At 67.5% G+C, this 23,754-nt stretch carries 21 protein-coding genes; 9 read left to right on the plus strand and 12 right to left on the minus strand.

Features of this window, described 5'->3' with window-relative positions; genetic code table 11:
* The first annotated feature begins 99 nt into the window (after positions 1-99).
* Entirely contained in the window at positions 100-1,068 is a 969-nt protein-coding gene (speB, locus tag CFB45_RS21055) for an agmatinase (protein WP_089429070.1), read from the plus strand.
* A gap of 234 nt (positions 1,069-1,302) precedes the next feature.
* Here the strand turns inward: speB and CFB45_RS21060 are convergent, their stop codons facing one another.
* Positions 1,303-2,592: a citrate synthase family protein gene (locus CFB45_RS21060; protein ID WP_089427201.1), complete on the minus strand. Its 1,290-nt coding sequence runs from the start codon at positions 2,590-2,592 to the stop codon at positions 1,303-1,305.
* 103 nt (positions 2,593-2,695) lie between these two features.
* Here CFB45_RS21060 and CFB45_RS21065 point away from each other — a divergent pair, with 103 nt between their 5' ends.
* Both CFB45_RS21065 and CFB45_RS21070 read left to right on the plus strand, forming a co-directional pair.
* Entirely contained in the window at positions 2,696-4,129 is a 1,434-nt protein-coding gene (locus CFB45_RS21065) for a CoA transferase (RefSeq protein WP_089427202.1), read from the plus strand.
* Positions 4,130-4,138: 9 nt separating this feature from the next.
* Entirely contained in the window at positions 4,139-4,375 is a 237-nt protein-coding gene (locus CFB45_RS21070; RefSeq protein ID WP_089427203.1) for a hypothetical protein, read from the plus strand.
* Between the two features lie 69 nt (positions 4,376-4,444).
* Here the strand turns inward: CFB45_RS21070 and CFB45_RS21075 are convergent, their stop codons facing one another.
* From CFB45_RS21075 to CFB45_RS21100, 6 genes are all read right to left on the minus strand, one after another.
* Positions 4,445-4,669 (minus strand): hypothetical protein, encoded by a 225-nt coding sequence (locus CFB45_RS21075; RefSeq protein ID WP_089427204.1) that lies wholly within the window; start codon positions 4,667-4,669, stop codon positions 4,445-4,447.
* Positions 4,670-4,945: 276 nt separating this feature from the next.
* Positions 4,946-5,149, minus strand: coding sequence for a cold-shock protein (locus CFB45_RS21080; RefSeq protein ID WP_006485974.1), 204 nt, complete (start codon positions 5,147-5,149; stop codon positions 4,946-4,948).
* A 414-nt stretch (positions 5,150-5,563) separates the two neighbouring features.
* The gene (locus CFB45_RS21085; protein WP_089427205.1) at positions 5,564-6,547 is read right to left on the minus strand and encodes a sulfonate ABC transporter substrate-binding protein; all 984 of its coding nucleotides are present in this window, start codon (positions 6,545-6,547) and stop codon (positions 5,564-5,566) included.
* A 123-nt stretch (positions 6,548-6,670) separates the two neighbouring features.
* On the minus strand, positions 6,671-7,510 hold the full coding sequence (locus tag CFB45_RS21090; protein ID WP_089427206.1) for a MerR family transcriptional regulator: 840 nt from the start codon (positions 7,508-7,510) through the stop codon (positions 6,671-6,673).
* Between the two features lie 9 nt (positions 7,511-7,519).
* Positions 7,520-8,080: a GNAT family N-acetyltransferase gene (locus tag CFB45_RS21095; protein WP_089427207.1), complete on the minus strand. Its 561-nt coding sequence runs from the start codon at positions 8,078-8,080 to the stop codon at positions 7,520-7,522.
* Positions 8,081-8,167: 87 nt separating this feature from the next.
* Positions 8,168-9,040: a LysR family transcriptional regulator gene (locus CFB45_RS21100; protein WP_089427208.1), complete on the minus strand. Its 873-nt coding sequence runs from the start codon at positions 9,038-9,040 to the stop codon at positions 8,168-8,170.
* A 131-nt stretch (positions 9,041-9,171) separates the two neighbouring features.
* On the opposite strand from CFB45_RS21100, the gene CFB45_RS21105 reads away from it, so the two are divergent.
* Positions 9,172-10,170, plus strand: a complete 999-nt coding sequence (locus CFB45_RS21105) for a quinone oxidoreductase family protein (RefSeq protein ID WP_089429071.1) — start codon at positions 9,172-9,174, stop codon at positions 10,168-10,170.
* A 59-nt stretch (positions 10,171-10,229) separates the two neighbouring features.
* On the opposite strand, the gene CFB45_RS21110 is transcribed toward CFB45_RS21105, so the two are convergent.
* Positions 10,230-11,744: an MDR family MFS transporter gene (locus CFB45_RS21110; RefSeq protein ID WP_089429072.1), complete on the minus strand. Its 1,515-nt coding sequence runs from the start codon at positions 11,742-11,744 to the stop codon at positions 10,230-10,232.
* Positions 11,745-11,973: 229 nt separating this feature from the next.
* Here CFB45_RS21110 and CFB45_RS21115 point away from each other — a divergent pair, with 229 nt between their 5' ends.
* The gene (locus tag CFB45_RS21115; protein WP_089427209.1) at positions 11,974-13,533 is read left to right on the plus strand and encodes a methyl-accepting chemotaxis protein; all 1,560 of its coding nucleotides are present in this window, start codon (positions 11,974-11,976) and stop codon (positions 13,531-13,533) included.
* A gap of 56 nt (positions 13,534-13,589) precedes the next feature.
* On the opposite strand, the gene CFB45_RS21120 is transcribed toward CFB45_RS21115, so the two are convergent.
* Complete coding sequence (locus tag CFB45_RS21120; protein ID WP_089427210.1) at positions 13,590-15,257, minus strand: ATP-binding domain-containing protein; 1,668 nt, start codon at positions 15,255-15,257, stop codon at positions 13,590-13,592.
* A 126-nt stretch (positions 15,258-15,383) separates the two neighbouring features.
* Positions 15,384-16,238, minus strand: coding sequence for a helix-turn-helix domain-containing protein (locus CFB45_RS21125; RefSeq protein ID WP_006485970.1), 855 nt, complete (start codon positions 16,236-16,238; stop codon positions 15,384-15,386).
* 224 nt (positions 16,239-16,462) lie between these two features.
* On the opposite strand from CFB45_RS21125, the gene CFB45_RS21130 reads away from it, so the two are divergent.
* The 3 genes from CFB45_RS21130 (at position 16,463) to CFB45_RS21140 (ending at position 20,266) form a co-directional block, all read left to right on the plus strand.
* Positions 16,463-17,797, plus strand: coding sequence for an NAD(P)/FAD-dependent oxidoreductase (locus CFB45_RS21130; protein WP_089427211.1), 1,335 nt, complete (start codon positions 16,463-16,465; stop codon positions 17,795-17,797).
* An 82-nt stretch (positions 17,798-17,879) separates the two neighbouring features.
* The gene (locus CFB45_RS21135) at positions 17,880-18,974 is read left to right on the plus strand and encodes a potassium channel family protein (RefSeq protein ID WP_069251854.1); all 1,095 of its coding nucleotides are present in this window, start codon (positions 17,880-17,882) and stop codon (positions 18,972-18,974) included.
* 203 nt (positions 18,975-19,177) lie between these two features.
* Positions 19,178-20,266 (plus strand): retroviral-like aspartic protease family protein, encoded by a 1,089-nt coding sequence (locus CFB45_RS21140; RefSeq protein WP_179255086.1) that lies wholly within the window; start codon positions 19,178-19,180, stop codon positions 20,264-20,266.
* 260 nt (positions 20,267-20,526) lie between these two features.
* Here the strand turns inward: CFB45_RS21140 and CFB45_RS21145 are convergent, their stop codons facing one another.
* Together CFB45_RS21145 and CFB45_RS21150 are read right to left on the minus strand one after the other, a co-directional pair.
* Positions 20,527-21,285 carry an SDR family oxidoreductase gene (locus CFB45_RS21145; RefSeq protein ID WP_089427213.1) on the minus strand — a complete coding sequence of 253 codons (759 nt, stop codon included), beginning with the start codon at positions 21,283-21,285 and terminating at the stop codon, positions 20,527-20,529.
* Positions 21,286-21,425: 140 nt separating this feature from the next.
* Positions 21,426-22,370 (minus strand): LysR family transcriptional regulator, encoded by a 945-nt coding sequence (locus CFB45_RS21150; RefSeq protein WP_089427214.1) that lies wholly within the window; start codon positions 22,368-22,370, stop codon positions 21,426-21,428.
* A 166-nt stretch (positions 22,371-22,536) separates the two neighbouring features.
* On the opposite strand from CFB45_RS21150, the gene CFB45_RS21155 reads away from it, so the two are divergent.
* Complete coding sequence (locus CFB45_RS21155; RefSeq protein ID WP_089427215.1) at positions 22,537-23,751, plus strand: FAD-dependent monooxygenase; 1,215 nt, start codon at positions 22,537-22,539, stop codon at positions 23,749-23,751.
* Positions 23,752-23,754 lie beyond the last annotated feature (3 nt).

Here is a 23,754-nt window from a genome sequence, read left to right on the forward strand (position 1 = left end):
GCGCAAGCCGATGCGGGCCCGATGAATCCATGCCGTGCCCGGCCCGTGCGCTCAGGCGAACCGGGCGGGCTGGCCTTCCCCACGAAAACAGGTCCGACCATGACCGAACTTCTCCACGGCGACGGCGCGATCCGTCGCACGACGCCGTACGGCTCGTCGATCGAAAACACCTATGCGGGCGTGCTGTCGTTCATGCGCCGCAACTATTCGCGCGCGCTCGACGGCGTCGACGTCGCGATCTCCGGCGTGCCGCTCGACCTCGCGACGACCTACCGCTCCGGCGCGCGGCTCGGGCCGGCCGCGATCCGCGCGGCGAGCGTGCAGCTCGCGGAGCTTCATCCGTATCCGTGGGGCTTCAACCCGTTCGAGGATCTCGCGGCCGTCGACTACGGCGATTGCTGGTTCGACGCGCACAACCCGCTGTCGATCAAGCCCGCGATCGTCGAGCATGCGCGCACGATCCTCGGTTCCGGCGCGAAGATGCTGACGCTCGGCGGCGACCACTACATCACGTACCCGCTGCTGGTCGCGCATGCGGAGCGCTACGGCAAGCCGCTGTCGCTGATCCATTTCGACGCGCACTGCGATACGTGGGCCGACGACGATCCGGACAGCCTCAATCACGGGACGATGTTCTACAAGGCCGTGAAGGAAGGGCTGATCGATCCGGCGACGTCGGTGCAGGTCGGGATTCGCACGTGGAACGACGACTTTCTCGGGATCGAGCGGCTCGATGCGGCGTGGGTGCATGACCACGGCGCGCGTGCGGCGGTCGAGCGGATCGTCGCTATCGTCGGCGCGCGGCCGGCGTACCTGACGTTCGATATCGATTGTCTCGATCCGGCGTTCGCGCCCGGCACCGGCACGCCGGTCGCGGGCGGGCTGTCGTCGGCGCAGGCGCTCGCGATCGTGCGTGCGCTCGGCGCGGTGAACCTGGTCGGTGCGGATGTGGTCGAGGTCGCGCCCGCGTACGACCACGCGGACATCACGGCGATCGCGGCCGCGCATGTCGCGTGTGACTTGCTGTGTCTGTGGCGGCAGAAGAAGGTGGCGGGAGCGCTGAAGTAAGTCGGCATGCCGGGCATGCGCGTGCCGCTGGCGCGGTGCGCGCATTGCCGGATCGAGGTGCCGTGTGCTGTTCGTATCCCGTGAATCGGGAGAAAAGTCTTTGCGGATTCCCGTGGAGGGGCGTTGCCGACCCGTTGGCGAAATCCGCGAAACGTCAGTGGTTGGCTGCTTCCGTACGTCAACGACGCGCTGACATGTCACCGATGACGTGCCGCGACTTCATCAAGCAAAAACCTATCTACTCCTGAAGAAAGCCGCAAGCATGTCGTCTTTCGGCGCTGCCGGTTGCGTTGTTTGCTGCTTTCCCGCCCGTCCGCGAGATCGAGAATGATCCGCTCCGGCACCGTCTGGCCAGGCCCCCGTATAAACCGCACGCGGCCGGATGAGATCGGATTGCTCGCGCTGCTCCAGCCCGTGCGCGATCCAGCCGATCGAGCGGCCGAGCGCGAACAGGCCGAATGCCGCGCCGACGGGAAGCCGCAAATGTCTGCGTAACGCCACCAGCGCGAGATCGAGCGAGGGCTTCTGGCCGACGAGCGTGCTCCCGGTATCGATCATCCTTTTCCATTGAGGATGACGCGGCAGGATCCGCGACAACAGATACGTCGCACGCACGTCGCCATCGGGATAGAGCGCATGTCCGAAGCCCGGCAAGCCGTCACCCCGGGCGAGACGCGCGACCATTTTTTGCTCGACGTCCTTTTTGCCCAGTTCGTCCCACAGTGCTTCGCCGCGCGCGGTGGTGGCGCCATGCCGCTCGCCCGACAAGCCGGCCAGGCCGCCGACCACGACGGCGCGCAAGCTCGCGTTCGTCGACGCGATGCACCGCCCCGTGAAGCTCGACGCGTTCAGTTCGTGATCCGCGCACAGCACGAGCGCCATCCTGATCAGCTCGGCGCCCGCCGGCCCGACGCCCCATGCCCGCGCGCATTGCGCGTGGATGGGGGCGGTATCGATCCGGGTGCGCAGCAGGCATGCCGCCAGAATTCGCACGAGATCGCCGCAGCCCTGCGCCTGACGATCGGCCGACTGATGCCAGATCGCCGTCGGCGCGTCCTCGCTTGCGACGGTGAAGAGCGGCAGCAGCGCTTGCTCGGTGCGTTGACCGTCGTAGTGCCTGAAGAGCGTTCGCAGTACTGACGGCGTCGTGGGGACGTGACGGCCGAAAGCGGTCTGCTCGTCGCATCGCCACAGCAGCGCCGCGACTTCCTCGAGACTCGCGCGGGCAGCGAGATCGAGTGCATCCACGCCGCGATAGAAGAGCCGGCCGCCATCGATCAACGTGATGCTCGATTCGAGCACGGGCGCCCCCCAGTTCAGCGCGGCCTTCGCCACTTCCTTCGGCTTGCGGCCGCGTGCGCGTTGATCCGCGAGGCGCTCGACCTCGGCCGCGAGGTAGCGGCTTTCACGGTGGCTGCCGCCCGGCTCCGCGCGAAGCAGGCCGCGGCTGACGTACGCATAGAGGGTTTGCCGCGAGACACCGAGCCTTGCCGCGGCTGCGGTCGAATTCAGGTAGTTCGACATCGTGCGCAGGGGGAATCGTTCGACAGGTTGATCAGGATAATCAACGTTGACAGCAAATGCGAGCGGGACGATCTTTGCGTCACCTGATTCATGCGAGGCGAACATGGGTGTCGATCAAATGTCGAGGGAACGGGCTCCGGCCGATGACGAGCGGGTGTCGCGTCAGCTACGGGCGTTCTGGCGCGCGGCGGGTGGGTCTCAGGCTTTTCTCGAGTCGTGCAGCTTCAGCGGGGCGGGCGAACTGGTTTCGGCATTTCGCGTCACCGACATGGCCACGGCGGCGATCGGCGCGGCCGCGGCGTCCGTTGCCGAATTGCTGCATGCAGCGACCGGGACGTTGCCGGCGGTTCGGGTCGACCGGCGCATGGCGTCGCTATGGTTCGGCACGTCGCTGCGTCCGCAAGGCTGGTCGATGCCGCCGCAATGGGATCCGGTGGCCGCCAACTATCGGGCGCGCGATCGCTGGATCCGCTTGCACACGAACGCGCCGCATCATCGGCTGGCCGCGTTGTCGGTGCTCGGCTGCGCCGCCGATGCGCAGTCGGTCGCACAAGCGGTGAATCGCTGGGATGCCGGCGCGCTCGAAGAGGCGATCGTCGAGCGCGGCGGTTGTGCCGCGGCGATGTACTCGGCGCAGGAGTGGGCCGGGCATCCGCAGGGCAACGCAGTCGCGACCGAGCCGTTGCTACATGTCCGTGCCGCGACCGATGCCGTCGCGCGCGACTGGCGGCCTTCGAAAGACCGGCCGTTGCGTGGCATTCGCGTGCTCGACCTGACGCGCATTCTGGCCGGCCCCGTGGCGACACGGTTTCTTGCGGGCCTGGGCGCCGACGTGCTGCGCATCGATCCGTACGGCTGGGAAGAGCCGGGCACGGTGCCCGAAGTCGTCCTCGGCAAGCGGTGTGCGCGGCTGAACCTGAAGGATGCCGCAGATCTGGATACGCTCAAGCAGTTGCTGCGCAGCGCGGATATCGTCGTGCACGGTTACCGGTCGGACGCGCTCGCGCGACTCGGGCTCGATGCCGCGCATCGGCGCGAGCTGAATCCTGCGCTCATCGACGTGTCGCTCGACGCTTATGGCTGGAGTGGTGAATGGCGTTACCGGCGCGGCTTCGACAGCCTCATTCAAATGAGCACGGGAATCGCCGACGCGGGTATGCGCGTGACGGGCAGTGATGAGCCGGTGAACTTGCCTGTCCAGGCGATCGACCATGCGACGGGTTACCTGATGGCGACCGCCGCGATCCGCGGGCTGACGACGCGAATGAAAGAGGGCGTCGGTACCGAGGTGCGCACTTCGCTGGCGCGCACGGCGGCTGAGTTGCAGTTGCGGTCGGAGCCGATGAGCGAGGTGATTGAGCTGGTTGCCGACGATCAACGTGATCGTGCGGAACACGTCGAACCGACGTCGTGGGGGCCGGCATCCCGGCTCCTGCCGCCCGTACGGATCGACGGTGCGCCGCTGCGATGGTTTTATCCGGCGCGCGCGCTGGGTGCGTACGAGCCCGAATGGTTGTCGTCGAACGACGATCTGTGACGCGATGCGATGAGTCGGTTGGTGTCGGTGAGTGGCGACGGGACGGGAAACGACGTGGCCACGGCGATGAATGTTGCTCAGCGCAATGCGCAGGTCGTCATCATCGGGCAGCCCGCGAACGTGCTGGAACACGTGACCGAAGCGATCGGCGGCGTGTTTACGGATGTCCCCCCCACCGCACCTTGGCCGCCGATCAGGATGTGCCTGAGCAGACGGAACGCGTTCGGCGGAGAGGGGGCGGCCTAGTGAAGCAAGTCGGCCGGCGAAGACCGCCGGCGCGCTGCGCGTCGCTGGATCGACGGCCGGGCGTTGTGTTTAACCGCGCGTGTCGACCCAGTTGCGTGCCCAGCGGGCCGAATGCTGCAACGCCTGCTCTTCGCTCGTGAAGTAATCGAGCGAATAGAACTGGTAGCGGCCTTCGGTGCGTGGGCTACCGGCGCGTTCAAGCAGCAGGTTGGACGAAAAACTACCGTCGGGCAAACGATGCGCCGAGGGTTGGACGGCATAGCCGTTGTATTGATGAATTTGTTCGTTATGCATTTTAATTTTAATGATGTTCGAGTGCGCGCGTGCCGTGCGGATGTGCACGGGTATGCCGATTCAAAGCCATTGCGAGCTGAATCTGACGCAGTCGTAAAGCGAAAAAGGGCTTGGCAGCCAGAGGGGGAATGAAGTGCAACGAGGTGTGTGGCGCGCGGCGAGCTGCGGAATGAACCGATGCAGCCAAGAGCAATCGCGCCAACTTTGGGAGACCAGGCTCCGCGAGGATGTCGCTGCAACCCGGCGCCCGTTACGGGGCGCCGGGTCCTTCAAACTTTACAGCGGCTTGATGTTGGCCGCTTGCAGACCCTTCGGGCCTTGCTTCGTTTCGAAGCTCACTTTCTGGTTTTCAGCCAGCGTCTTGAAGCCGTCGGCGCGAATTTCGGAGAAGTGAGCGAAGAGGTCGTCGCCGCCGTTGTCGGGCGTGATGAAGCCAAAGCCTTTGCTGTCGTTGAACCACTTGACGATACCGGTATCCATGAAGATTCCTTGAGAAAAAAATATGAAGATTTGCTCTGGAAAGAGCGCTGGAAGCGTCAAGGAGGGAGAGGACAACGAATACCGCTGAGGAGCGATCAATTGATGAACAGCAATCGGACTTCTTGAACTTCGACCGAGACATTAACCGCTGGGCGGCGGTGGCGTCAATCATTAACTTGTAACTGTTTCACCGCGCGGCCTGTTTGCGGACGAAGCGATGTGGCCCTGCGTAGCGGAGCGTGCTGCGCGGCATGGCGTGCAGGGGCGTCCACGATAAACGCAAACGCGAGACTCGCGCGCTGGCGCTTACGCCGACAGTGCGTCGCGCATTTCCCGAAAATTCGACAAGAACAAGAAAGGCCGACGAGTCGTGTGCCCGGCGGCCGTTTCGGCACGTTGCGCGCTGGGTTCCCGCTACTTTGCCGCGAGCGCACGCTGCGCGTTTTGGTCGACCCATGCGTTGTCGGCCACGTTCAGCTTCTGCGGAATCAGCTTCGCCGCATAAAACGCATCGGCGACGCGTTGCTGGGCCGCGACGATCTTTTCGTCGAGCGGCACCGCGCCAAACGGGACACGCTTGATCCACGTCTCGACAATCGGTTGCGGCAGGCCTACCTTCGGTGCGATCAGCGCCGCCGTGTCGGCCGGATGCGTGTTGACCCACTGGCCCGTCTCGCGCGCCTGCTTCAGGATCGCGCCGACCACGTCCGGATGCTGCTGCGCGAAATCCCGCGTCGCTTCGTAGAAGTTGTTGGTCGCCGCGAGGCCCGTGTAGTCGGACAGCGTGCGCACCTTCAGCGCATTCTGCGCGGCCGCGTAGTACGGATCCCAGACGACCCACGCATCGACGTTGCCGCTCTCGAATGCGGCGCGCGCGTCGGCTGGCGGAAGATACACGGGGCGGATTTCGTCGTAGCGCACGCCGGCCTGCTTCAGTGCTTCGAGCAGCAGGTAGTTCGCGCTCGAGCCCTTCTGCAGCGCGATCTTCTTGCCGCGCAGGCCGGTGACCGAACCGATCGGCGAATCGGCCTTCACGATCACGGCCTCGTTGTGCGGCGCCGGCGGTTCCGCGCCGACATAGACGAAGTGCACGCCGGCCGCCTGTGCGAACACGGGCGGCGGCGCGCCCGTGTAGCCGAAGTCGATGCTGTTCGCGTTCAGCGCTTCGAGCAGTTGCGGGCCGGCCGGGAATTCGAACCACTGCACGCCATAGCCGAGCGGCTTGAGCCGCGCTTCGAGCGAACCTTGCGCCTTGATGACCGACAGCAGGCCGGCCTTCTGGTAGCCGATGCGCACGACCTTGTCGGCGCCGCCTTGCGCGAAAGCCGACGCGGCGGACAGCGCGACGAGCGTGGTGACGGCGGCGGTGCGGGCGATCCAGCGGGTGAAACGAATCATCGAACGGACTCCATGCAAAACGTCTTCGGGCGAGCGGCGGTGCCGCTCGGTTGGAAGAATCGTCGCATGGGCAATCACGCCCGCAAACGAAGCATTGCCGATATCAATATGACTGCGGCGCGCCTATGCTTCGTCGCCGCCGTTTTCCGGTGAAGGTGTGCCGGACTGCCGCGCGGCCTCGTCGCTGAGCTTCTTGTCGAGGATCGTCGCGACGCGGCCGCCGAGATACGCGCTCGCCGCGGTTTCCAGTGCGCGGTTCGTCTCGCCTTCGACGAACACGGCCGCGAGCGGGCGCAGGCGCCAGATCGCATCGACCAGTTCGGGCACGTCGGTGGCGGGCGGCAGCGTGCCCGCGTCGTAGCGGTCGAGTCGCTTCACGACGAGATCGACCAGCAGCCGCGCGATCGCGTCGAAATGCGGCCGTGCGAGGCTGATCACGTCGAGCAGCTCGCGCGGCGGAATGCCTTCCTTGGTCATCGCGGCGGCCGCTTCGAGCAGCGCGGGGCTCTTGGCGACGAACGACAGGCCGCGCCGTTCGAGCAGGCCGAGTTCGGTCACGCGCGACAGCTGCGTGGTGGCCTGCGGGCCGAACATCTGCGCGAGCGCGGCAAGCGAATAGGTCTTCGGCAGTTCGTGCGACCAGCGGCCGCCGATCGCGTTTTCGAGACCGAGGATCGAGCGCAGGTCGTGGCCTTCGTCGATCGCCTTGATCAGGTCCTGGATGTTCGACAGCGTGTAGCCGCGCGCGAGCAGGTGGTTGATCAGCTTCAGCCGCGCGACGTGCGTGTCGTCGTAGATGCCGACGCGGCCGCGCTTTTCCGGCGGCGCGAGCAAACCGCGATCCTGGTACGCACGGACATTGCGCACGGTCGTGTCGGACACGCGTGCAAGTTCGTCGACCGTGTACTCGTTGCGGGAGTCCGGCGCCGCCTCGTCGGGTGTGGAATGAGTCTGTTTTGACATGCGGCCATTCTAGCGCGACGTGGGAGGCTCCGGCGAGACGGGAAGCGTGCGCGCGCCGTCACCGAGCGGGCGCTGCAGCAGCGCCGTATCGATCCAGCGGCCGTGCTTGAAACCGACCGCCTTCAGCATGCCGGCCGGCTCGAAGCCGAACGCGCGATGCAGCGACGTCGAGCCGCCGGTGCCGCCGTCGGCGATCACCGCGATCATCTGCCGCCACGGGCCGGCCTCGCAACGTTCGATCAGCGTGGCGAGCAGCGCGCGGCCGATCCCGCGCCCGCGCTGCGCATCGTCGATGTAGATCGAATCCTCGATCGTGAAGCGGTACGCGCTGCGCGTGCGGTACGGCGTCGCGTACGCGTAGCCGGCCACGCGGCCGTCGCATTCGGCGATGAGGTACGGCAGCCCGTCGCGCAGCACCGCGTCGCGGCGCGCGCGCAGTTCGGCGACGTCGGGCGGCGTTTCCTCGAACGACGCGACGCTGTGGTGCACGTGGTGCGCATAGATCGCGTGGATCGCATCGAGGTCGGCGTCGGTCGCGTCGCGAACGACGCAGGCGGGAGTGGTGAGCATGGCGGCGGGTCCGGTGCATTCCGAATGGAGACCGCTACTATGCCGGCCGCTGGCGCGTATGGCAAAGCCGTGTGCGGAGGCAGCTGCCTACAGCCGTCCGTCCGCCGCGTGAACGGCTTCGGCGATCGCGTCGGCGACGCGCTGCACGCGCGGCGACCGGCGCACGTCCGGGTGGACGACGAGCCAGATCTCGCGCTCGATGTCGCAACGCGGTGCGGCCGTCAGCTCGACGAGCGGCGCGCCGGCATGCGCGGCCGGATCGTCGACGAGAAACCGTGGCAGCAGCGCGACGCCGGCGCCGGCCGCGCACGCGCGATGCTGCGCGGCCAGGTCGTTGGTGACGAACGCGAAACGGCGCCCGGCCGCGAAGCGGGCGAGCCACTGATGCTGCGGCGTCTGAGCGAGCGCGTCGTCGTAGCCGACGAACGGCCAGATGTCGGGCGGTGCGTCCGCCCATTCCGGCGACGCGCACAGCGCGAAGCGCATCGTGCCGAGCCGGCGCGCGGCGAGCCCCGGCTCGGTCGGCCGCGACAGCCGCACCGCGAGATCGGCTTCGCGTGCGTACAGGTTCGCCGCGTGCATCTCGCCCAGCAGGTCGATCCGCAGCGCCGGCCATGCGCGCTGCGCGCGGGCGAGCCGCGGCGCGAGGAAGTGGCTGGCGAACACCGGCGACGCCGATACGCGCACCACGCCGTCGAGCGCCGCCGCGCCCTGGGCGGCGCGCGCGAACGCATGCGCGTCGGTTTCGATGCGTGCCGCGTGCTCGGCAAGGTGCAGCCCTTCGTCGGTCGGCGGCCAGCCGCGCGGCAGCCGGTCGAACAGCCGGATGCCGAGCGCGGACTCCAGCGCGTCGATGCGCCGCGCGACCGTCGAGTGCTGAACCTGCAGCGCCCGCGCGGCGGCCGACAGGCTGCCGCCGCGCATCACCGCGAGGAAATAACGGATGTCGTCCCAGCTCATCGGCAATGCGGATGCGGAAACGGGATCCTGATCGGTCGAATTTTGCACAGTAGGTGGGCGGTTGGCGGGAATTCCGTTCGATTATGCACGATGGGATGATCGTGTCACTTCATTCGATTACGAGGAACGTCATGACCCAGACTGCCACCGCCATCCGGATCGGGATCGACCGTTACGGCGACGCCGGCGTGCTGCGCCGCGTCGATGCGCCCGTCGCGCCGCCCGGTGCCGGCGAAGTGCGGATTCGCCAGACCGCGATCGGCGTGAATTTCGTCGACATCTATTTCAGGTCGGGCGCACACGCGTTGCCGGCGCTGCCGGATGCGCTCGGTGTCGAAGCGGCCGGCGTGATCGATGCGGTCGGGCCGGGCGTGATGGAGCTCGTCCCTGGTCAGCGCGTCGCGTATGCGGGTATGCCGACCGGCAGCTATGCGAGCCTGCGCACGATGCCGGCCGAGCGTGTGTTGCCGCTTCCCGACGGCCTGAGCGACGAAGGCGCCGCGGCCGGACTGCTGAAAGGGATCACCGTTTACATGCTGCTGCATCGCGTCCGTCATGTCGGCGCCGGCGACACGGTGCTCGTGCATGCGGCGGCCGGCGGCGTCGGGCTGCTGGCGACGCAATGGGCGCGTGCGCTCGGCGCGCGGGTGATCGGCACGGTCGGGTCGGCCGCGAAAGCCGCGCTTGTTCGCAAGCATGGCGCCGACGCGGTCGTCGATTACCGCGAGGAGGATTTTGTCGCGGCGGCCCGCGCGTTCGGCGGCGGCGCGGGAGTCGATTATGCGATCGACGGGATCGGCGGCGACGTGCTGACGCGCACGCTCGGCGCGGTCCGTCCGTTCGGGATGGTCGCGAGCATCGGGCAGGTGGCCGCGATCGGTGCGCGGCAGACGTTCGATCTCGACGAACTGGGACCGGCGCGGTCGATCGCGCTGGCGCGGCCGAGCGTGCTCGGCTTCATCGCGCGTGACGTCGACGGATATCGCGAGGCTGCGCGCGCGACGCTCGAACGGCTGGCAGGCGGGATGCACGTGGAGATCGGCGCGCGGCTGCCGCTCGAACAGGCGGCCGATGCGCACCGGTTGCTGGAGTCGCGCGCGACGACGGGTGGGGTCGTGCTGGTGCCGTGATGGCGGGGGGATGGGGATCGCGATGCGGGTCGATGCTCGCATCGCGATCCACGGGAGGCTCAGTGGTGCTTGCGCAGCGGCGCATCCTCGACGAACCACGCGAGCACGAACGCGATCGCGATGACCGTCGCCGCGGCCAGATACACGACGTGCAGCGAACCGGCGAACGCATGCAGGTACGCGTCGCGCACGGCATCCGGCAACTGGTGCACGGCAGCCGGGCCGAGCGCGGGCGGCAGCGCCGTGCCGGCCGGCAGCGCAGCCATCACCCGCGACTGCAGCCCGTGCGAGAACAGCGCGCCGAACGCCGCGACACCGAGCGAGCCGCCGATCGAGCGGAACAGCGTTGCACCCGACGTCGCGACGCCCATGTGCCGGAATTCGACCGTGTTCTGCACGGCGAGCGTCAGCACGGGCATCACCATGCCGAGGCCGATCCCGAGCAGCGCCATGTACGTGTACATCGTGTGCAGCGGCGTATCGAGCGTCAGCGTCGACAGCAGCGCCATCGCGATGCCGCCGGTCAGCGTGCCCAGGATCGGGAACATCCGGTACGAGCCGAGCCGCGAGATCAGCCGGCCGCTGACGATCGACGTCACGAGCATCCCGCCCATCATCGGCAGCAGCTGCATCCCGGCCTGCGACGGCGTCGAGCCCTTCACGACCTGCAGGTAGAGCGGAATGAACGTGACCGAGCCGAACAGCGCGATGCCGACGACGAAGCCGATCAGGCTGACCAGCACGAAGGTGCGATGGCGGAACAGTTCGAGCGGCATGATCGGCTCGGCCGCGAGCCGCTCTTCGTAAATGAAGCCGCCGATCGCGACGATGCCGAGCACGAGCGTCATCCACAGCTGCGGCGACGTCCACGGCAGCAGCGAGCCGCCTTCGCTCGTGAACAGGATCACGCAGGTGAGGGCGGTGGCGAGGAACGCGGCGCCCATGTAGTCGATCCGGTGCTTCACGTGCGCGGTGTGCGGCCGGAACGCGACGCCGATCACCGCGAGCGCGAGAAAGCCGAGCGGCAGGTTGATCGTGAAGATCCAGCGCCACGACAGGTGCTCGACCAGGAAGCCGCCGAGCAACGGGCCGATGATCGTCGCGAGGCCGTACACGCCGCCGAACATCCCCTGGTAGCGCGCGCGGCGATCGGGCGGCACCAGATCGCCGATCGCGGCCATCGTGACGACCATCAGGCCGCCGCCGCCCAGCCCCTGCACCGCGCGCAGCACGATCAGCTGCGTCATGTCCTGCGCGACGCCGCACAGCGCGGAGCCCGCGAGGAACAGCACGATCGCGGCCTGCAGCACGATCTTGCGGCCGTACAGGTCACCGAGCTTGCCGTACAACGGCAGCACGACGGTGGAGGAGAGCAGGTACGCGGTGACGACCCACGACAACTGGTCGAGCCCGCCGAGCTCGCCGACGATCGTCGGCAGCGCGGTCGACACGATCGTCTGGTCGAGTGCGGACAGCAGCATGACGAGCAGCAGCGCGGCGACGATCAGCCCGGTCGGCGCGTCGCGGCGGGCCGTTTCGGCGGCCGGCGGAGTGAGGAGGGTGTCGGTTGTCATCGAGATATCTGCCATGGCAGGGAATTGTGTCGAATATAGCCATTGATAGTTGACTGGTCAATTTCTGCCCAGCCTCGATGTGTTGCAACCGTAACAGGAGATTGCCGGCCCGGAAAATTGACCGGGATCACGGGAAAGCGGGGACGGACTCAAGTTTTTTGCAGGCAAACCGTAATCCAGAGTGCTGCGGACCGATTGCCGCGGCACTTTTCATCGCTCTCGTCCCGTCATGAACCTGAACGCCCTGTTTTCCCGTTTCTCGATCCGTACGCGGATTTTCTCCACGCTCGGCCTCGTTGCCGCGCTGCTCGTCGTATCGGGGCTGATCGGCCTCGCCGGCATGCAGAGCTCGAACCGCGCGCTCGACGAGGCTTATACGCAGCAACTGGCTGCGAAGACCGCGCTGTCGGCGGCCAGCCTGAACCTGACGATCGTGCGCACGACGCTCGACCGCGCGATGCTGCATCCGGAAGCGCCGGAGGTGCCCGATCTCGTCAAGAAGGCCGAGAGCTATCTCGCGAAGGCCGACACCGCCTGGCGCGGCTACGCGTCGATGCCGCACGACGGCGACGAAGGCCCGCTGGCGAGCCGCCTCGACGCCGCGCGCCAGGCGCTGATCGGGCAGGCGCTGAAGCCGATGATCGACGCGGTCCGCGACGGCCGTCGCGACGAGGCCGACCGGCTGCTGATGTCGGTTGCGCCGCCGCTGTCGGTCGCGCTCACGCAGGCGACCGATGCGCTCGATGCGTACCAGGTCGCACGCGGCAAGGACGTGTACGACACCGCGCAGACCTACTACGGCTGGATGCGCGCGGGCGCGATCGCCGGTATCGCGTTCGGCCTGGCCGCGTGCCTCGGTTGCGCGATCGGCCTGCATTACGCGATCACCCAGCCGGTGAACCGGCTGCTGTCGCATTTCCGCCGCCTGTCGGAAGGCGACCTGACGTCGGAGGTGCGCTGGTCGTCGCGTGACGAGATGGCCGAGCTGGTCAAGGGCGTGACCGGCATGCAGCGCAGCCTCGCGGATACGGTCCGCCAGGTCAGCCAGGGTTCCGAAGCGATCTCGACGGCGACGCACCAGATCGCGGCCGGCAACACCGACCTGTCGCAGCGCACCGAGGAACAGGCGTCCGCGCTGCAGGAAACGGCCGCGAGCATGGAGCAGCTCACCGCGACCGTGAAGCAGAACGCGGACAATGCGATGCAGGCGCAGGCCTGCGCGGATACCGCGAGCGAGATCGCCACGCGCGGCGCGACGGTGGTCGGCGAAGTGATCGGCACGATGAACGAGATCGACCAGAGCTCGCAGAAGGTCGCCGACATCATCGGCACGATCGAGGGCATCGCGTTCCAGACCAACATCCTCGCGCTGAATGCGGCAGTCGAAGCCGCGCGCGCGGGCGAGCAGGGCCGCGGCTTCGCGGTGGTCGCGGGCGAGGTGCGCACGCTCGCGCAACGTTCGGCGTCGGCGGCGAAGGAAATCCGCACGCTGATCGGCGAATCGGTCGAGCGCGTCGCGACCGGCTCGCGGCTCGTCGGCACGGCGGGTGCGACGATGCAGGACATCCAGCAGGCGATCGGCCGCGTGACGGGCATCATGACCGAGATCGCGGCTGCGTCGAACGAGCAGCGCGACGGGATCGAGCAGGTGAACCGCGCGGTGTCGCAGATGGACCAGGTGTCGCAGCAGAACGCGGCGCTCGTCGAGCAGGCTGCGGCGGCTGCCGCGTCGCTGGAAGAGCAGGCCGACGGGCTGCGCCGCGCGGTCGGCGCGTTCCGCGTCGCCTGATCGACCGCGGGCGGCGACGGGGCGGGCGCTTGCCCGCCTGCCGTCCGCCCGTTACATCAGACGGCCGCGAGTTGCGCGGCCGCGCGCGACGACGCGACGATCAGCAGCTTCATCGTCGCACGCGTCGCGCCGACGAACAGCTTGCGCGCGGCACGCGCGTCGAGCGTGTCGAAGTCGACCTCGGTGAGGATCACGCACGGCGCCGACTGGCCCTTGAAGCGGTAGATCGAATCGAGCAGCACGTCGCCTTCGCGATACTCCGGGTTGCCGAACAGGTCGTACTTGCCGGTGAAGCTCTTGAGCCGGTGCGGGCCGAGCTGATCGAGCGGCGCGAGCACCGAGCCTTCGCGGCCGCGATACGACAGCACCGCGATGTCCTGCTTGCGAAAGCCGAGCGACAGCGCATGCGTGATCGCCCGCTTGGTCGCGTCGATGCAGGCGTCGGCCAGTGCGTCTGCCGACGCGCCTTCTTCCCCGTACGACGACACCGACGGATCCGAACCGTCGAACGGGCTGCCCGAGCGCAGCTCGGCCGCCAGCGGCTCGACCCGGCCGACGATGTCGCGCACGAATTCGAGCAGGTCGCGCGGGCTGCGGTAGTTCGTGAGCGCCTTCAGCGTGACCCAGCCCGGCAGCGCGACGGGCTCGCGCATGTACAGGTTCTGCAGCGGATCTTCCAGCCACCACCATGCGCCTTCCGGCGCCAGCAAGCGCGCCAGGGCGGCCGCCCACGGCGCATGGAAATCCTGTCCTTCATCGACGACCAGCACGTCGAAGCGCCAGCGCTCGGGAATCGGCGTTGCCGCGAAGCGCGCCTCGAGCCGCTCGAATTCGCCGGGTACCTGGAAGTCGGGCGTATAGCCGCCGTCGCGCGCGACCCAGTCGCACAGCTGGTGGTAGTTCGCGATTTTCGCGCCGGGCGGCGCGATGCGCGCGATGTAGTCGGCGAGCGGCCGGTTGAAACACACGTAGAGCACGCGCTTGCCGGCCGCGACCGCATCGCGCATCGCCTGCACCGCGAGCTGCGTCTTGCCCGAGCCGGCCGTGCCGGTGACGCGCAGCCGGAACGGCGCGAATTCGAGCTGGCGCGCCCACGCGGCGAGCCCGCCCGACAGCCGCGTGACGAGCGTGCCGGCCTGGCCGACGAGCGCGCTCGTGTCGGGCGTGAGCGCGAGCTCGTCCGCGAGGAAGTGGTGGAGCTTCGGCGCGTTCGGAAAGTGTTCGTCGTCCTCCGGCAGGATCTGCAGGATCACCTGCGCGAGCTGCGCCTTGCGCGATGCATCGACGATGCGGTCGGCCGCGACGCCGGCGATCGACGCGTCGCGGATCGAGTAGTCGGGGCAGTACAGCAGCGCCTCGACGCCGTAGACACCCGCGCCGAGCGCGGCCGTCAGGCGCCGGTGCAGCGTTTCCTGCGTGCGCGCGAGCTGGATCGGGACATTGCGTTCCTTCTGCAGATAGACCTTCACGAGCCCCTTCGGCGTTTCGCGCAGGAAGCCGGCTTTCTGCTCGATCAGCAGCACGCGGCCGGCCGGGCTCACGACGACGAACGCGGCCTCGCCGAACACCGAGAACGCCTGGTCGGCGCGGGTCCAGTGCACGCCGTGATACACGGTGTAGCTGTCGGGCAGCGCATGTTCGAGCACGGCGAGCGTTTCGCGCTCGCGTTCGGCCGCGCCGGTCGCGGCGAGGCTTTTCCAGTCGTCGGGGATGAGGCGGGCCATGGCGTCGGGCGGCGGAAGCCGGCGTGGGCGTGAACGGGTGCGGCTATTGTACTGAGCTATGCACCGGTTCACGACCGCCGTGCCGCGCGGACGCTGGCCGTCAGGAGGAAGAACGGCCCGGGGACGTTACCCGCGGGCGAGCCGTTTCGCGAGATCGGCGCTGAGAATTGCCATGCGCGCGGGCTTTTCGTAGCAGACGACGTCGAACGCGCGGATCACTTCGCTGATGTCGGCCTCGCTCGCGCGGCCGGTGAGCAGGTCGCCGGTCAGCACGAAGATCGGTGCGCCCGGGTTGTCGGATGTGCGCACGGCCTTGATCGCGGTGGCGGCCGTGCTGTCGTCGAACAGCCATTCGGTCAGCACCGCGTCGAACGCCTGGCCTTGCAGCGCGTCGACGAACGGCGCGAGGCCGTCGAATGCGGCGGTCGCGAAACCCTGGCGTTCGAGATAGCGGCACAGTTCGGTCGCGCTGACGCGATCGGGGTCGATCACCGCGACGACGAGCTTGTCGCTCTCCGCGCGGCGCGGATAGATCTCGATCTTGTGCACGTCGTACGCGTTCTGGTAAAGCACGCCGGTGTGGCGCAGCACGCGCCAGCGGCCGTTTTGTTCGTACGCGACGAATTCGGGGCGCGCGCCGGCTTCGAGCGGCGCACCGATCCAGGCGGTGCACGGAATCTCGGCGACGCCCGCGTAAAGGACGGCCTCCTGCGAATAGGCGCCGACCATGCCGGGGTCGAGCGTTTGCGCGCCGAACAGCTGCGCGGCGGGTTCGCCGTACGCTTCGGCGACTTTCTTGATCTGCGCGAGCGTCCAGGGGCTGCTGCCGCGCAGTTTGCGGTGGCCTTGCGAGAAACTCAGGTCGAGGATGCGGCACAGCTCGGTGGTCTGCTGGCGCTTGCCGATGCCGTTGCGGGTCATCAGCTCGCGCACGCGCTCGGCAACCGCGAGGGAATCCGTGGTGATTGCTTCAGTGGTCATGCTACGGGAACGGATCGTGACGTTCAGAACGACGCCTTGCGGCAGTCTCGACGGACAGTCTTCATGACGTCCAGGGGCGAGCCGACCGGCCACGCGCGGAAAAGATAACTTTACCGCAAAATGGTCGTTATTCAGCGTGGCGAAAGGTGCGTTTGTGTGAAAGGTGTGTCACGACGTTACCACCGCCGCCCACATTCGGATGCATTAACGCCTGACAGGAAACAATGACGACAACCTATCCGCTGCATGATGCCCTGACCCGCATAGACACACCATTCCCGCACGAAGCCGACGTCGTGATCGCCGGCGCCGGCATCATGGGCTGCGCAGCCGCGTATTACCTGGGCCTGCGCGGCCTGAAGGCCGTCGTGCTCGACAAGTCGCGCATCGCCGGACAGCAGTCGACCCGTGCATGGGGCTTCGTGCGGCAGCAGGGGCGCGAAGCGGCCGAGGTGCCGCTGATGATGGCCGGCATCAAGATCTGGGAGGGGTTAGAGGAAACCCTCGGTTTCGATCTCGAATGGCGGCAGGGCGGCTGTCTTTATATTGCGGACAACGAAACGGACTGGGCGTCATTCAACGCGTGGCTCGCCGTCGCGCGCGACCACGGGCTCGATACACGCACGCTGACGCGCGCGCAGATCGACGAGTGCGTCAGCGGCCTTTCGCCGCAGGCGCGCACGCTCGGCGGGCTGTACACCGCGACCGACGGGCAGGCCGAGCCGCGTCGCGCGGCCGCCGCATTCGCCGCGCGTGCCGCGGAGGCGGGCGCGCGCTTCTTCGAAGGCTGCGGCGTGACTGCGATCGAGACGGCCGGCGGTGCGGTGGTCGGTGTCGTGACCGAGCGCGGCACGATCCGCACGCGGCGCGTGATCTGCGCGGCCGGTGCGACCAGCTTCCGGCTGCTCGATGGCGTCGGCATCCGGCTCCCGCAACAGGCCGTGCGCGGCACCTGCATGCGCACCAACGTGGTGCCGCCGGTGTCGGCGTCGACGGTGTGGGGCCACGGCCTCGGTATCCGGCAGCGCAAGAACGGCGCGATCAATCTTGCCGACGACATGCAGGTCGACGTCGACCTGACGCTCGGCCACCTGCGTGGGTTGAGCCTGTTCTGGCCGGAGTTCTGGTCGCAGCGCGACAAATTCCGGCTGCACGTGAACGGGGCCGCGTGGCGCGACGTGCTGGCACGCATCAACGGGGCGACCGGGCCGATCGAGCCGCGCGATCCGCAGCCGCAGCCGAATCGCGCGCATGCGCCGCGCGCGCTCGCGAAGCTCAAGGCGATCTTTCCCGCGCTGAAGGACGCGCAGATCGTCGAGGCCTGGGCCGGCCTGATCGACGTGCTGCCCGACGGCATTCCGGTGATCGATGCGCCGGGCACGCCGTCCGGGCTTGCGATCGCGACGGGGTTCTGCGGCCACGGTTTCGCGATGGGGCCGATCGTCGGGCGGCTGCTGGCCGAATGGATCGACACGGGTGCGCCGTCGCTCGACCTGTCGGCGTTTCGTGCGCAGCGCTTCGTCGACGGCACGATGGTGCGGCCGCGCAGCATGCTGTAACGGACGCATCGACGCGATGACGTCGGCCGGCCGCGGCCGACCCATCGTAGAATCGAGCCCGCATCCTTCAGGAGATTCCCCGTTGGCTTCGCCCTCCGCCCAGCGCCGCTCGTTGCGCTCACGCCTGCGTCGCGCCCGCAACCCGTGGCAGGCGCCGCGTGCGCGCACGCTGTTCACGCGTCCCGCGACGTCGCCGCGGCGCACACTGCTGTTCCGGATCGGCGCGGTCGTGCTGCTGTGCACGCTCGCGTTCCTCGTGCTGTATCTCGATCGCGACGGGTTGCGCGATTCGACCAAGAGCACGCCGATGACCGTCGCCGATCTCGTGTACTTCACGATGGTCACGGTCGCGACGGTCGGCTATGGCGACATCGTGCCCGTTACCGCGCGGGCGCGTCTGATCGATGCGTTCTTCATCGTGCCGATCCGCATCGTCATCTGGTTCATTTTCCTGGGCACGGCGTATCAGTTCGTGATCCAGCGCGTCATCGAGGAATTCCGCATGAAACGCCTGCAGAAGCAATTGTCCGATCACATCGTCGTCTGCGGTTATGGCCTGTCCGGCTCGATCGCGGTGCGCGAACTGCTCGAGAGCGGCGTCGATCCGGCGACGCTCATCGTGATCGACTCGCAGCAGCAGGCGATCGAGGCCGCGACGTCGCTCGGCGTGGCGGGATTGCTCGGCGATCCCGCGCATGAGGATCTGCTGCAGCAGGCACAGGTGCGCGAAGCGAAGGCCGTGATCATTTCGGTGACCGATGATCCGACCGCGATCCTGCTCACGTTGTCGGTGCGCAGCATCGCGCCCGATACGAAGATCGTCGTGCGGATCCAGGAGAACCTGTATCAGCGGCAACTGCGGCAGGCGGGCGCCGACGTGATCGTGTCGTCGACGAAGATCGGCGCGCTGCTGCTCGCGGATGCCGTGCATAGCCGCTATATCGTGCCGTTCGTGAACGATATGCTGTCGACGCGCGGCCGCGCGACGCTGCTCGAGCGCGAGGCGATGCCGCAGGAGGTCGGCTGCATGACGAACGTCGTGCCGGGCGCGATCGTCGTCGGGCTCGATCGATGCGGGAAGATTTTTTCGTTCTATGAAGACCCGCCGTGCCGGATCGAGAAAGGGGATACGCTGGTCGTGATTCAGTCGGCGCGGATTCCGGATCCGGATGTTTGACGGCTCGTATGGCAACATGGCCGACCGGTTGCCGCTGATGCAGGGAGGCGGCGCCGGTCCGGCGCACGCGAGGGATCGGCCCGCGCGAACGGGCCGCGAAATCAGAATTAAACGGGGCAATGAAAAGAATGATCGAGAGAGAAAGCGGGGCGACAAGGAACCCGCATGACGCAGATGGGCCGCACGCGTTTTCGAAGGGGCGCATGAGCCGGTCGGTTCGACGCGCCGTCAAGGTGGGCGCAGGGCTCGCGGTGCTGGTCGCCATGACCGCCTGCGACCAGGTCGGCATCGCGGTACCCGACGACATCAAGCCTGCTGTCGACACGTACAAGCTTTCCGGCATGTCCGTTTCCGACATGACGAAGCCCGACATCCGGCGGGCGCTGGTTCAACTGAGCCGGGAGGCTTGCAATCGGGACGCGATGGGCCGAATGGCCGCGCAGATCGACGCGCTCGGCTACCGTCGCGAAAGCGCGTCCGCGCTGATCGGGTTCGTCGATCGATGCGGGCGCGCGGACGGTTTCCTGAGTGCTGCCGCGAACGACCTGATGGCCGTGAGCGATTTCAAGGGCGCCGTGGAGGTTTCCGACCGGCTGATCGCAAACAACCCGTCGGAACCGCAGTATTACTTCGATCGCGGGCGCGCAAACGAAGGCTGGCAGCGCGACGATGCGGCATTGTCGGACTACATGCAGGCGCTGGCTTTGTCGACGAACCTGGCGACAGTCACCAGCAACCTGTTCATCCGGATCGCCGACCTGCATGCGAAGGCTGGCCGCTACTGCGATTCGGTCAGTGCGATCCGGATGTGGGTGTCGGCCGATCCGGAGCGTGCGGACAACACGCAGGCGAAGGGGATGATCGCGCAGTACGCGTCGCATGCGAGTTGCCCGTCGACGTATGCGGCCGGACAGGAGAGTTTTGCCAGGCAATCGGGCAATACGATTCGCGTGAAGGCGAAGGTCAACGGCATCGAGGGTGTGTTCATCGTCGACACGGGCGCGAGCTATGTTTCGCTAAGCGAAGCGTTTGCCCGGCGCGCGCAGGTTCCGACGGAGCAAGCCAAGCGGATTCGTCTGCAGACAGCCAATGGTGCCCGTGACGGACTGCTGGCCCAGGCCCGCGCGGTCAAGGTCGGTGCGGTCGAAGCGTCGGACGTGCCGGTATCGGTCGATGCGGGCGGCAAGTCGCCATACGGCGACGGCATCGACGGCTTGCTCGGCCAGTCTTTCCTGTCCCGTTTCGAGGTGTCGTTCACGCCGACGCGTTGGTCGATCAGCCAGCGCTCCTGACCGGACCGTGGCGTGAGTGGACCTCCTGCGTGAAGACTGGGCGGGCATCCGGAAGATCGGTCTGCAGGGGGCGGTTGCACGTGCACCCGCCGACATCGCTGCGATCTTCGCGCGCGCTCAATCGACCGGTGCGGCCGGTGGCGCTCGAGCCTTGGTGCAACTCGCGTTCGCCCGGCAACACGTGACGGCGTCCGCGATCATGGCGCGGGCGATGTCTCGCGATGCGGGCCGGACGGGATCGGGCGTCGCGTGCGTTTCGCTTATCCCCGTCCGACGAACGGCATGGCCGTCGCCATGATCGTCATGTTCAGGATGTTCGTGTCGAGCGGCAGGTTCGCCATCTGGACGATCGCGTTCGCGACATGCGTGACGTCCATGCGCGCTTCGGCTGCGAGGCTGCCGTCGGCCTGCGGGACGCCTTGCGTCATTCGGTCCGTGAGCGACGTCGCCGCGTTGCCGATGTCGATCTGGCCGCACGCGATGTTGTACCGGCGGCCGTCGAGCGCCAGCGATTTGGTGATCCCGGTCACCGCATGCTTGGTGGCCGTGTACGCGATCGTGTCGGGGCGCGGCGCATGGGCCGAGATCGAGCCGTTGTTGATGATCCGGCCGCCCTGCGGCTTCTGCGTTTTCATCAGGCGCCACGCGGCCCGCGCGCACAGGAAGACACCGGTCAGGTTGGTCGCGACGACGCTGTTCCACACGTCGAATTCGTATTCGTCGAGGGAAACCGGCGGCGCGTTGCGGCCGGCGTTGTTGAACAGCACGTCGAGCCGGCCGAACTGCTGCGCGATCCGGGCGAACGCGTGGTCGACCGAGGCTTCGTCCGTGACGTCCGCAGGAAACACGGGCGCGTCACCGCCGGCGGTGCGGATCGCGTCCTGCGTGTCGCGCAACGATGCCTCGGTGCGTCCGAGCAGCGCGACGGTGTAACCGGCCTGGGCGAGCGCGATGGCCGCCGCGCGACCGATGCCGGAGCCGGCGCCGGTGACGGCTGCGAATTTCTTCGAAACAGACATGGCTTGATTTCCTGCAGGTTGAAAGAGGGGCGAGGTGGCCGACGACCGGAATCGTCGCCACTTCGGCAATGTAGTCGAAATGTGCGGCGCACATGTTCGAGCGACATCGTCAGGCACGCGCGATGGCGTGATGACCTCGGCTACTTCTTCCGGCCAGGAGTGGCCTTCCGCGCCCGCGTGCCTGACTCCGCGAACAGATCGACGACCACGTCGCGCAGCCACTTGTTCCCTTCGTCCTGATTGACCCGCGTATGCCAGAGCATGTGAATCGGCGCGCCCGGCACCGTGACGGGCAACGCGCGCCAGCCGAGCGAGAACGGTGCGGCAAGCTGCTGCGCGAGATGTTCGGGCACCGTCGCGATCAGGTCGGTGCGCTGCAGGATGTAGCCGACGCTCATGAAGTGCGGCACCGTGAGCCGCACCTGGCGCGCCACGCGGCGGCGCTTCAGCCATTCGTCCACCTGCCCGTGACCGGTGCCGGCCGACACCACGACCAGGTGCTCGGCATTGCGCCATGCGTCGATCGTCAGCGGCGCATCCTCGAGCGGATGGCCGCGCCGAAAGAGGCACACATAACGCTGATCGAACAGCCGGCGCTGATAGAAGCCGCCCTTGAGCTGCGGCAGCAGGCCGATCGCGAGATCGACGCGGCCGTCGGCCATTTCGTCGCCGAGGTTGACGCTCGTGTCGCGCACGGTATTGAGCGCGATGCCCGGCGCCGCTTGCGACAGGTGTTCGAGCAGTGCGGGCAGGAACACGACTTCGCCGATGTCGGTCATGCCGATCGTCAGCGTGCGCGTGGCGCGCTGCGGATCGAAACCGGTCTCGGGGTTGAGCGCGGCGTGCAGCGTCGCGAGCGCGTGCGATACGGGTTCCGCGAGGCGCAGCGCGAACGGCGTCGGCACCACGCCGCCGGGCCCGCGCACGAACAGCGGATCGCCGAGCCGGCGGCGCAGCTTCGCGAGTGCGTTGCTCACGCCCGGCTGGCTCATGTTCATCTGCTCGGCGACGCTCGACACGCGCCGTTCCTGCATCAGCCGCTGGAAAAGCAGCAGCAGGTTGAGGTCGATATCGCTCAGTTCCATGGGTTGGGCCTCGCCGGAATCATTGCATTCAGTGATGAAGCAGATTCCGGTCATTTTATTGCGGAATGAAAGTCCGCTCCCGAGAATACCGATACGGCCCATGCAATCGACATGACCGCTGCGCACGCCGCAGACCCCCCATCGGAACATCGGAGACACCTTCATCATGCAGACGAACCTGAAGATTGCGATCGTCGGCGCCGGGATCGGCGGCCTGACGCTCGCGCTTGCCTTGCGCGAGCACGGCATCGACGCGCAGCTCTACGAACAGACGGAGGTGTTGCGCGAAGTCGGCGCGGCCGTCGCGCTGTCGGCCAATGCGACGCGCTTCTACGAACGGATGGGATTGCGGGCGGCCTTCGATGCGGTGTGCGCAGACATCCCGGGGCTCGTCTATCGCGACGGCCGCAGCGGCGCGGTGATCGGCCATCATCGCGGCGACCCCGACTATCGCCGGCAGTTCGGCGGCGCGTACTGGGGCGTGCATCGTGCGGATCTTCAGGCGCTGCTGTCGAAGGCGGTCGGCCTCGACGCCATCCATCTCGGCCATCGGCTGACCGATCTCGCGCAGCATCCCGATCGCGTCACGCTGTCGTTCGACAACGGTGTGCGCGTCGACGCCGATCTCGTGATCGGTGCGGACGGCGCGCGCTCGATCACGCGGCGCTGGATGCTCGGCTACGACGATGCGCTGTATTCGGGGTGTTCGGGGTTTCGCGGCGTGGTGCCGGCCGCGCGGCTGAGCCTGTTGCCCGATCCCGAAACGCTGCAGTACTGGATCGGGCCGCACGGGCACCTGCTGCACTATCCGATCGGCGACGACGGCGACCAGAATTTCCTGCTGGTCGAGCGCCATCCGTCACCGTGGCCGTCGCGCGACTGGGTGATGCCGTCGGAAGAGGGCGAGCAACTGCGTGTGTTCAGGGACTGGCATCCGGCGGTGGTGCAGATGATCACCGCCGTGCCGATCAGCCAGCGCTGGGGGTTGTTCCACCGGCCGCCGCTCGGCCGCTGGAGCCGCGGGCGCGTGACGCTGATCGGCGACGCCGCGCATGCGCTGGTGCCGCATCACGGGCAGGGCGCGAACCAGTCGATCGAGGATGCGGTGGTGCTGGCCGAGCAACTGGCCAAGGCCGGCCCAGGCAACTGGCGCGAAGCACAGGAAGCGTATGAGCGGCTGCGTCGCGGTCGCACGCGCAAGGTGCAGTACGCGTCGATCTCTGTGGCCGATGTGTTGCACCTGCCCGACGGGCCGGCCGCGCAGGCGCGCAATGCGCGTCTGGCCGAGCGCGACTGCGTGCTGCATCACCTGGACTGGATTCACGATTTCGATGCGCTGGCGAGGGAGCCGAGCGAGCGGCAGGGCGGCACTTGGCTTTGAGTC

Origin of the sequence: Burkholderia sp. HI2500, assembly GCF_002223055.1 — a bacterium.
In the GTDB taxonomy this organism is placed as follows: domain Bacteria; phylum Pseudomonadota; class Gammaproteobacteria; order Burkholderiales; family Burkholderiaceae; genus Burkholderia.

What these genes read in the sequence shown, in the direction of transcription:
- CFB45_RS21095 (WP_089427207.1), bottom strand. Translation starts at nt 8,080, where the DNA reads ATGCTCACCACTCCCGCCTGCGTCGTTCGCGACGCGACCGACGCCGAC.
- CFB45_RS21080 (WP_006485974.1), bottom strand. Translation starts at nt 5,149, where the DNA reads ATGGATACCGGTATCGTCAAGTGGTTCAACGACAGCAAAGGCTTTGGC.
- CFB45_RS21145 (WP_089427213.1), bottom strand. Translation starts at nt 21,285, where the DNA reads ATGTCTGTTTCGAAGAAATTCGCAGCCGTCACCGGCGCCGGCTCCGGC.
- CFB45_RS21110 (WP_089429072.1), bottom strand. Translation starts at nt 11,744, where the DNA reads ATGACAACCGACACCCTCCTCACTCCGCCGGCCGCCGAAACGGCCCGC.
- CFB45_RS21150 (WP_089427214.1), bottom strand. Translation starts at nt 22,370, where the DNA reads ATGGAACTGAGCGATATCGACCTCAACCTGCTGCTGCTTTTCCAGCGG.
- CFB45_RS21075 (WP_089427204.1), bottom strand. Translation starts at nt 4,669, where the DNA reads ATGCATAACGAACAAATTCATCAATACAACGGCTATGCCGTCCAACCC.
- CFB45_RS21070 (WP_089427203.1), top strand. Translation starts at nt 4,139, where the DNA reads ATGAGTCGGTTGGTGTCGGTGAGTGGCGACGGGACGGGAAACGACGTG.
- CFB45_RS21105 (WP_089429071.1), top strand. Translation starts at nt 9,172, where the DNA reads ATGACCCAGACTGCCACCGCCATCCGGATCGGGATCGACCGTTACGGC.
- CFB45_RS21100 (WP_089427208.1), bottom strand. Translation starts at nt 9,040, where the DNA reads ATGAGCTGGGACGACATCCGTTATTTCCTCGCGGTGATGCGCGGCGGC.
- CFB45_RS21115 (WP_089427209.1), top strand. Translation starts at nt 11,974, where the DNA reads ATGAACCTGAACGCCCTGTTTTCCCGTTTCTCGATCCGTACGCGGATT.
- CFB45_RS21155 (WP_089427215.1), top strand. Translation starts at nt 22,537, where the DNA reads ATGCAGACGAACCTGAAGATTGCGATCGTCGGCGCCGGGATCGGCGGC.
- CFB45_RS21085 (WP_089427205.1), bottom strand. Translation starts at nt 6,547, where the DNA reads ATGATTCGTTTCACCCGCTGGATCGCCCGCACCGCCGCCGTCACCACG.
- CFB45_RS21120 (WP_089427210.1), bottom strand. Translation starts at nt 15,257, where the DNA reads ATGGCCCGCCTCATCCCCGACGACTGGAAAAGCCTCGCCGCGACCGGC.
- CFB45_RS21060 (WP_089427201.1), bottom strand. Translation starts at nt 2,592, where the DNA reads ATGTCGAACTACCTGAATTCGACCGCAGCCGCGGCAAGGCTCGGTGTC.
- CFB45_RS21090 (WP_089427206.1), bottom strand. Translation starts at nt 7,510, where the DNA reads ATGTCAAAACAGACTCATTCCACACCCGACGAGGCGGCGCCGGACTCC.
- CFB45_RS21125 (WP_006485970.1), bottom strand. Translation starts at nt 16,238, where the DNA reads ATGACCACTGAAGCAATCACCACGGATTCCCTCGCGGTTGCCGAGCGC.
- CFB45_RS21130 (WP_089427211.1), top strand. Translation starts at nt 16,463, where the DNA reads ATGACGACAACCTATCCGCTGCATGATGCCCTGACCCGCATAGACACA.
- speB (WP_089429070.1), top strand. Translation starts at nt 100, where the DNA reads ATGACCGAACTTCTCCACGGCGACGGCGCGATCCGTCGCACGACGCCG.
- CFB45_RS21065 (WP_089427202.1), top strand. Translation starts at nt 2,696, where the DNA reads ATGGGTGTCGATCAAATGTCGAGGGAACGGGCTCCGGCCGATGACGAG.
- CFB45_RS21140 (WP_179255086.1), top strand. Translation starts at nt 19,178, where the DNA reads ATGAGCCGGTCGGTTCGACGCGCCGTCAAGGTGGGCGCAGGGCTCGCG.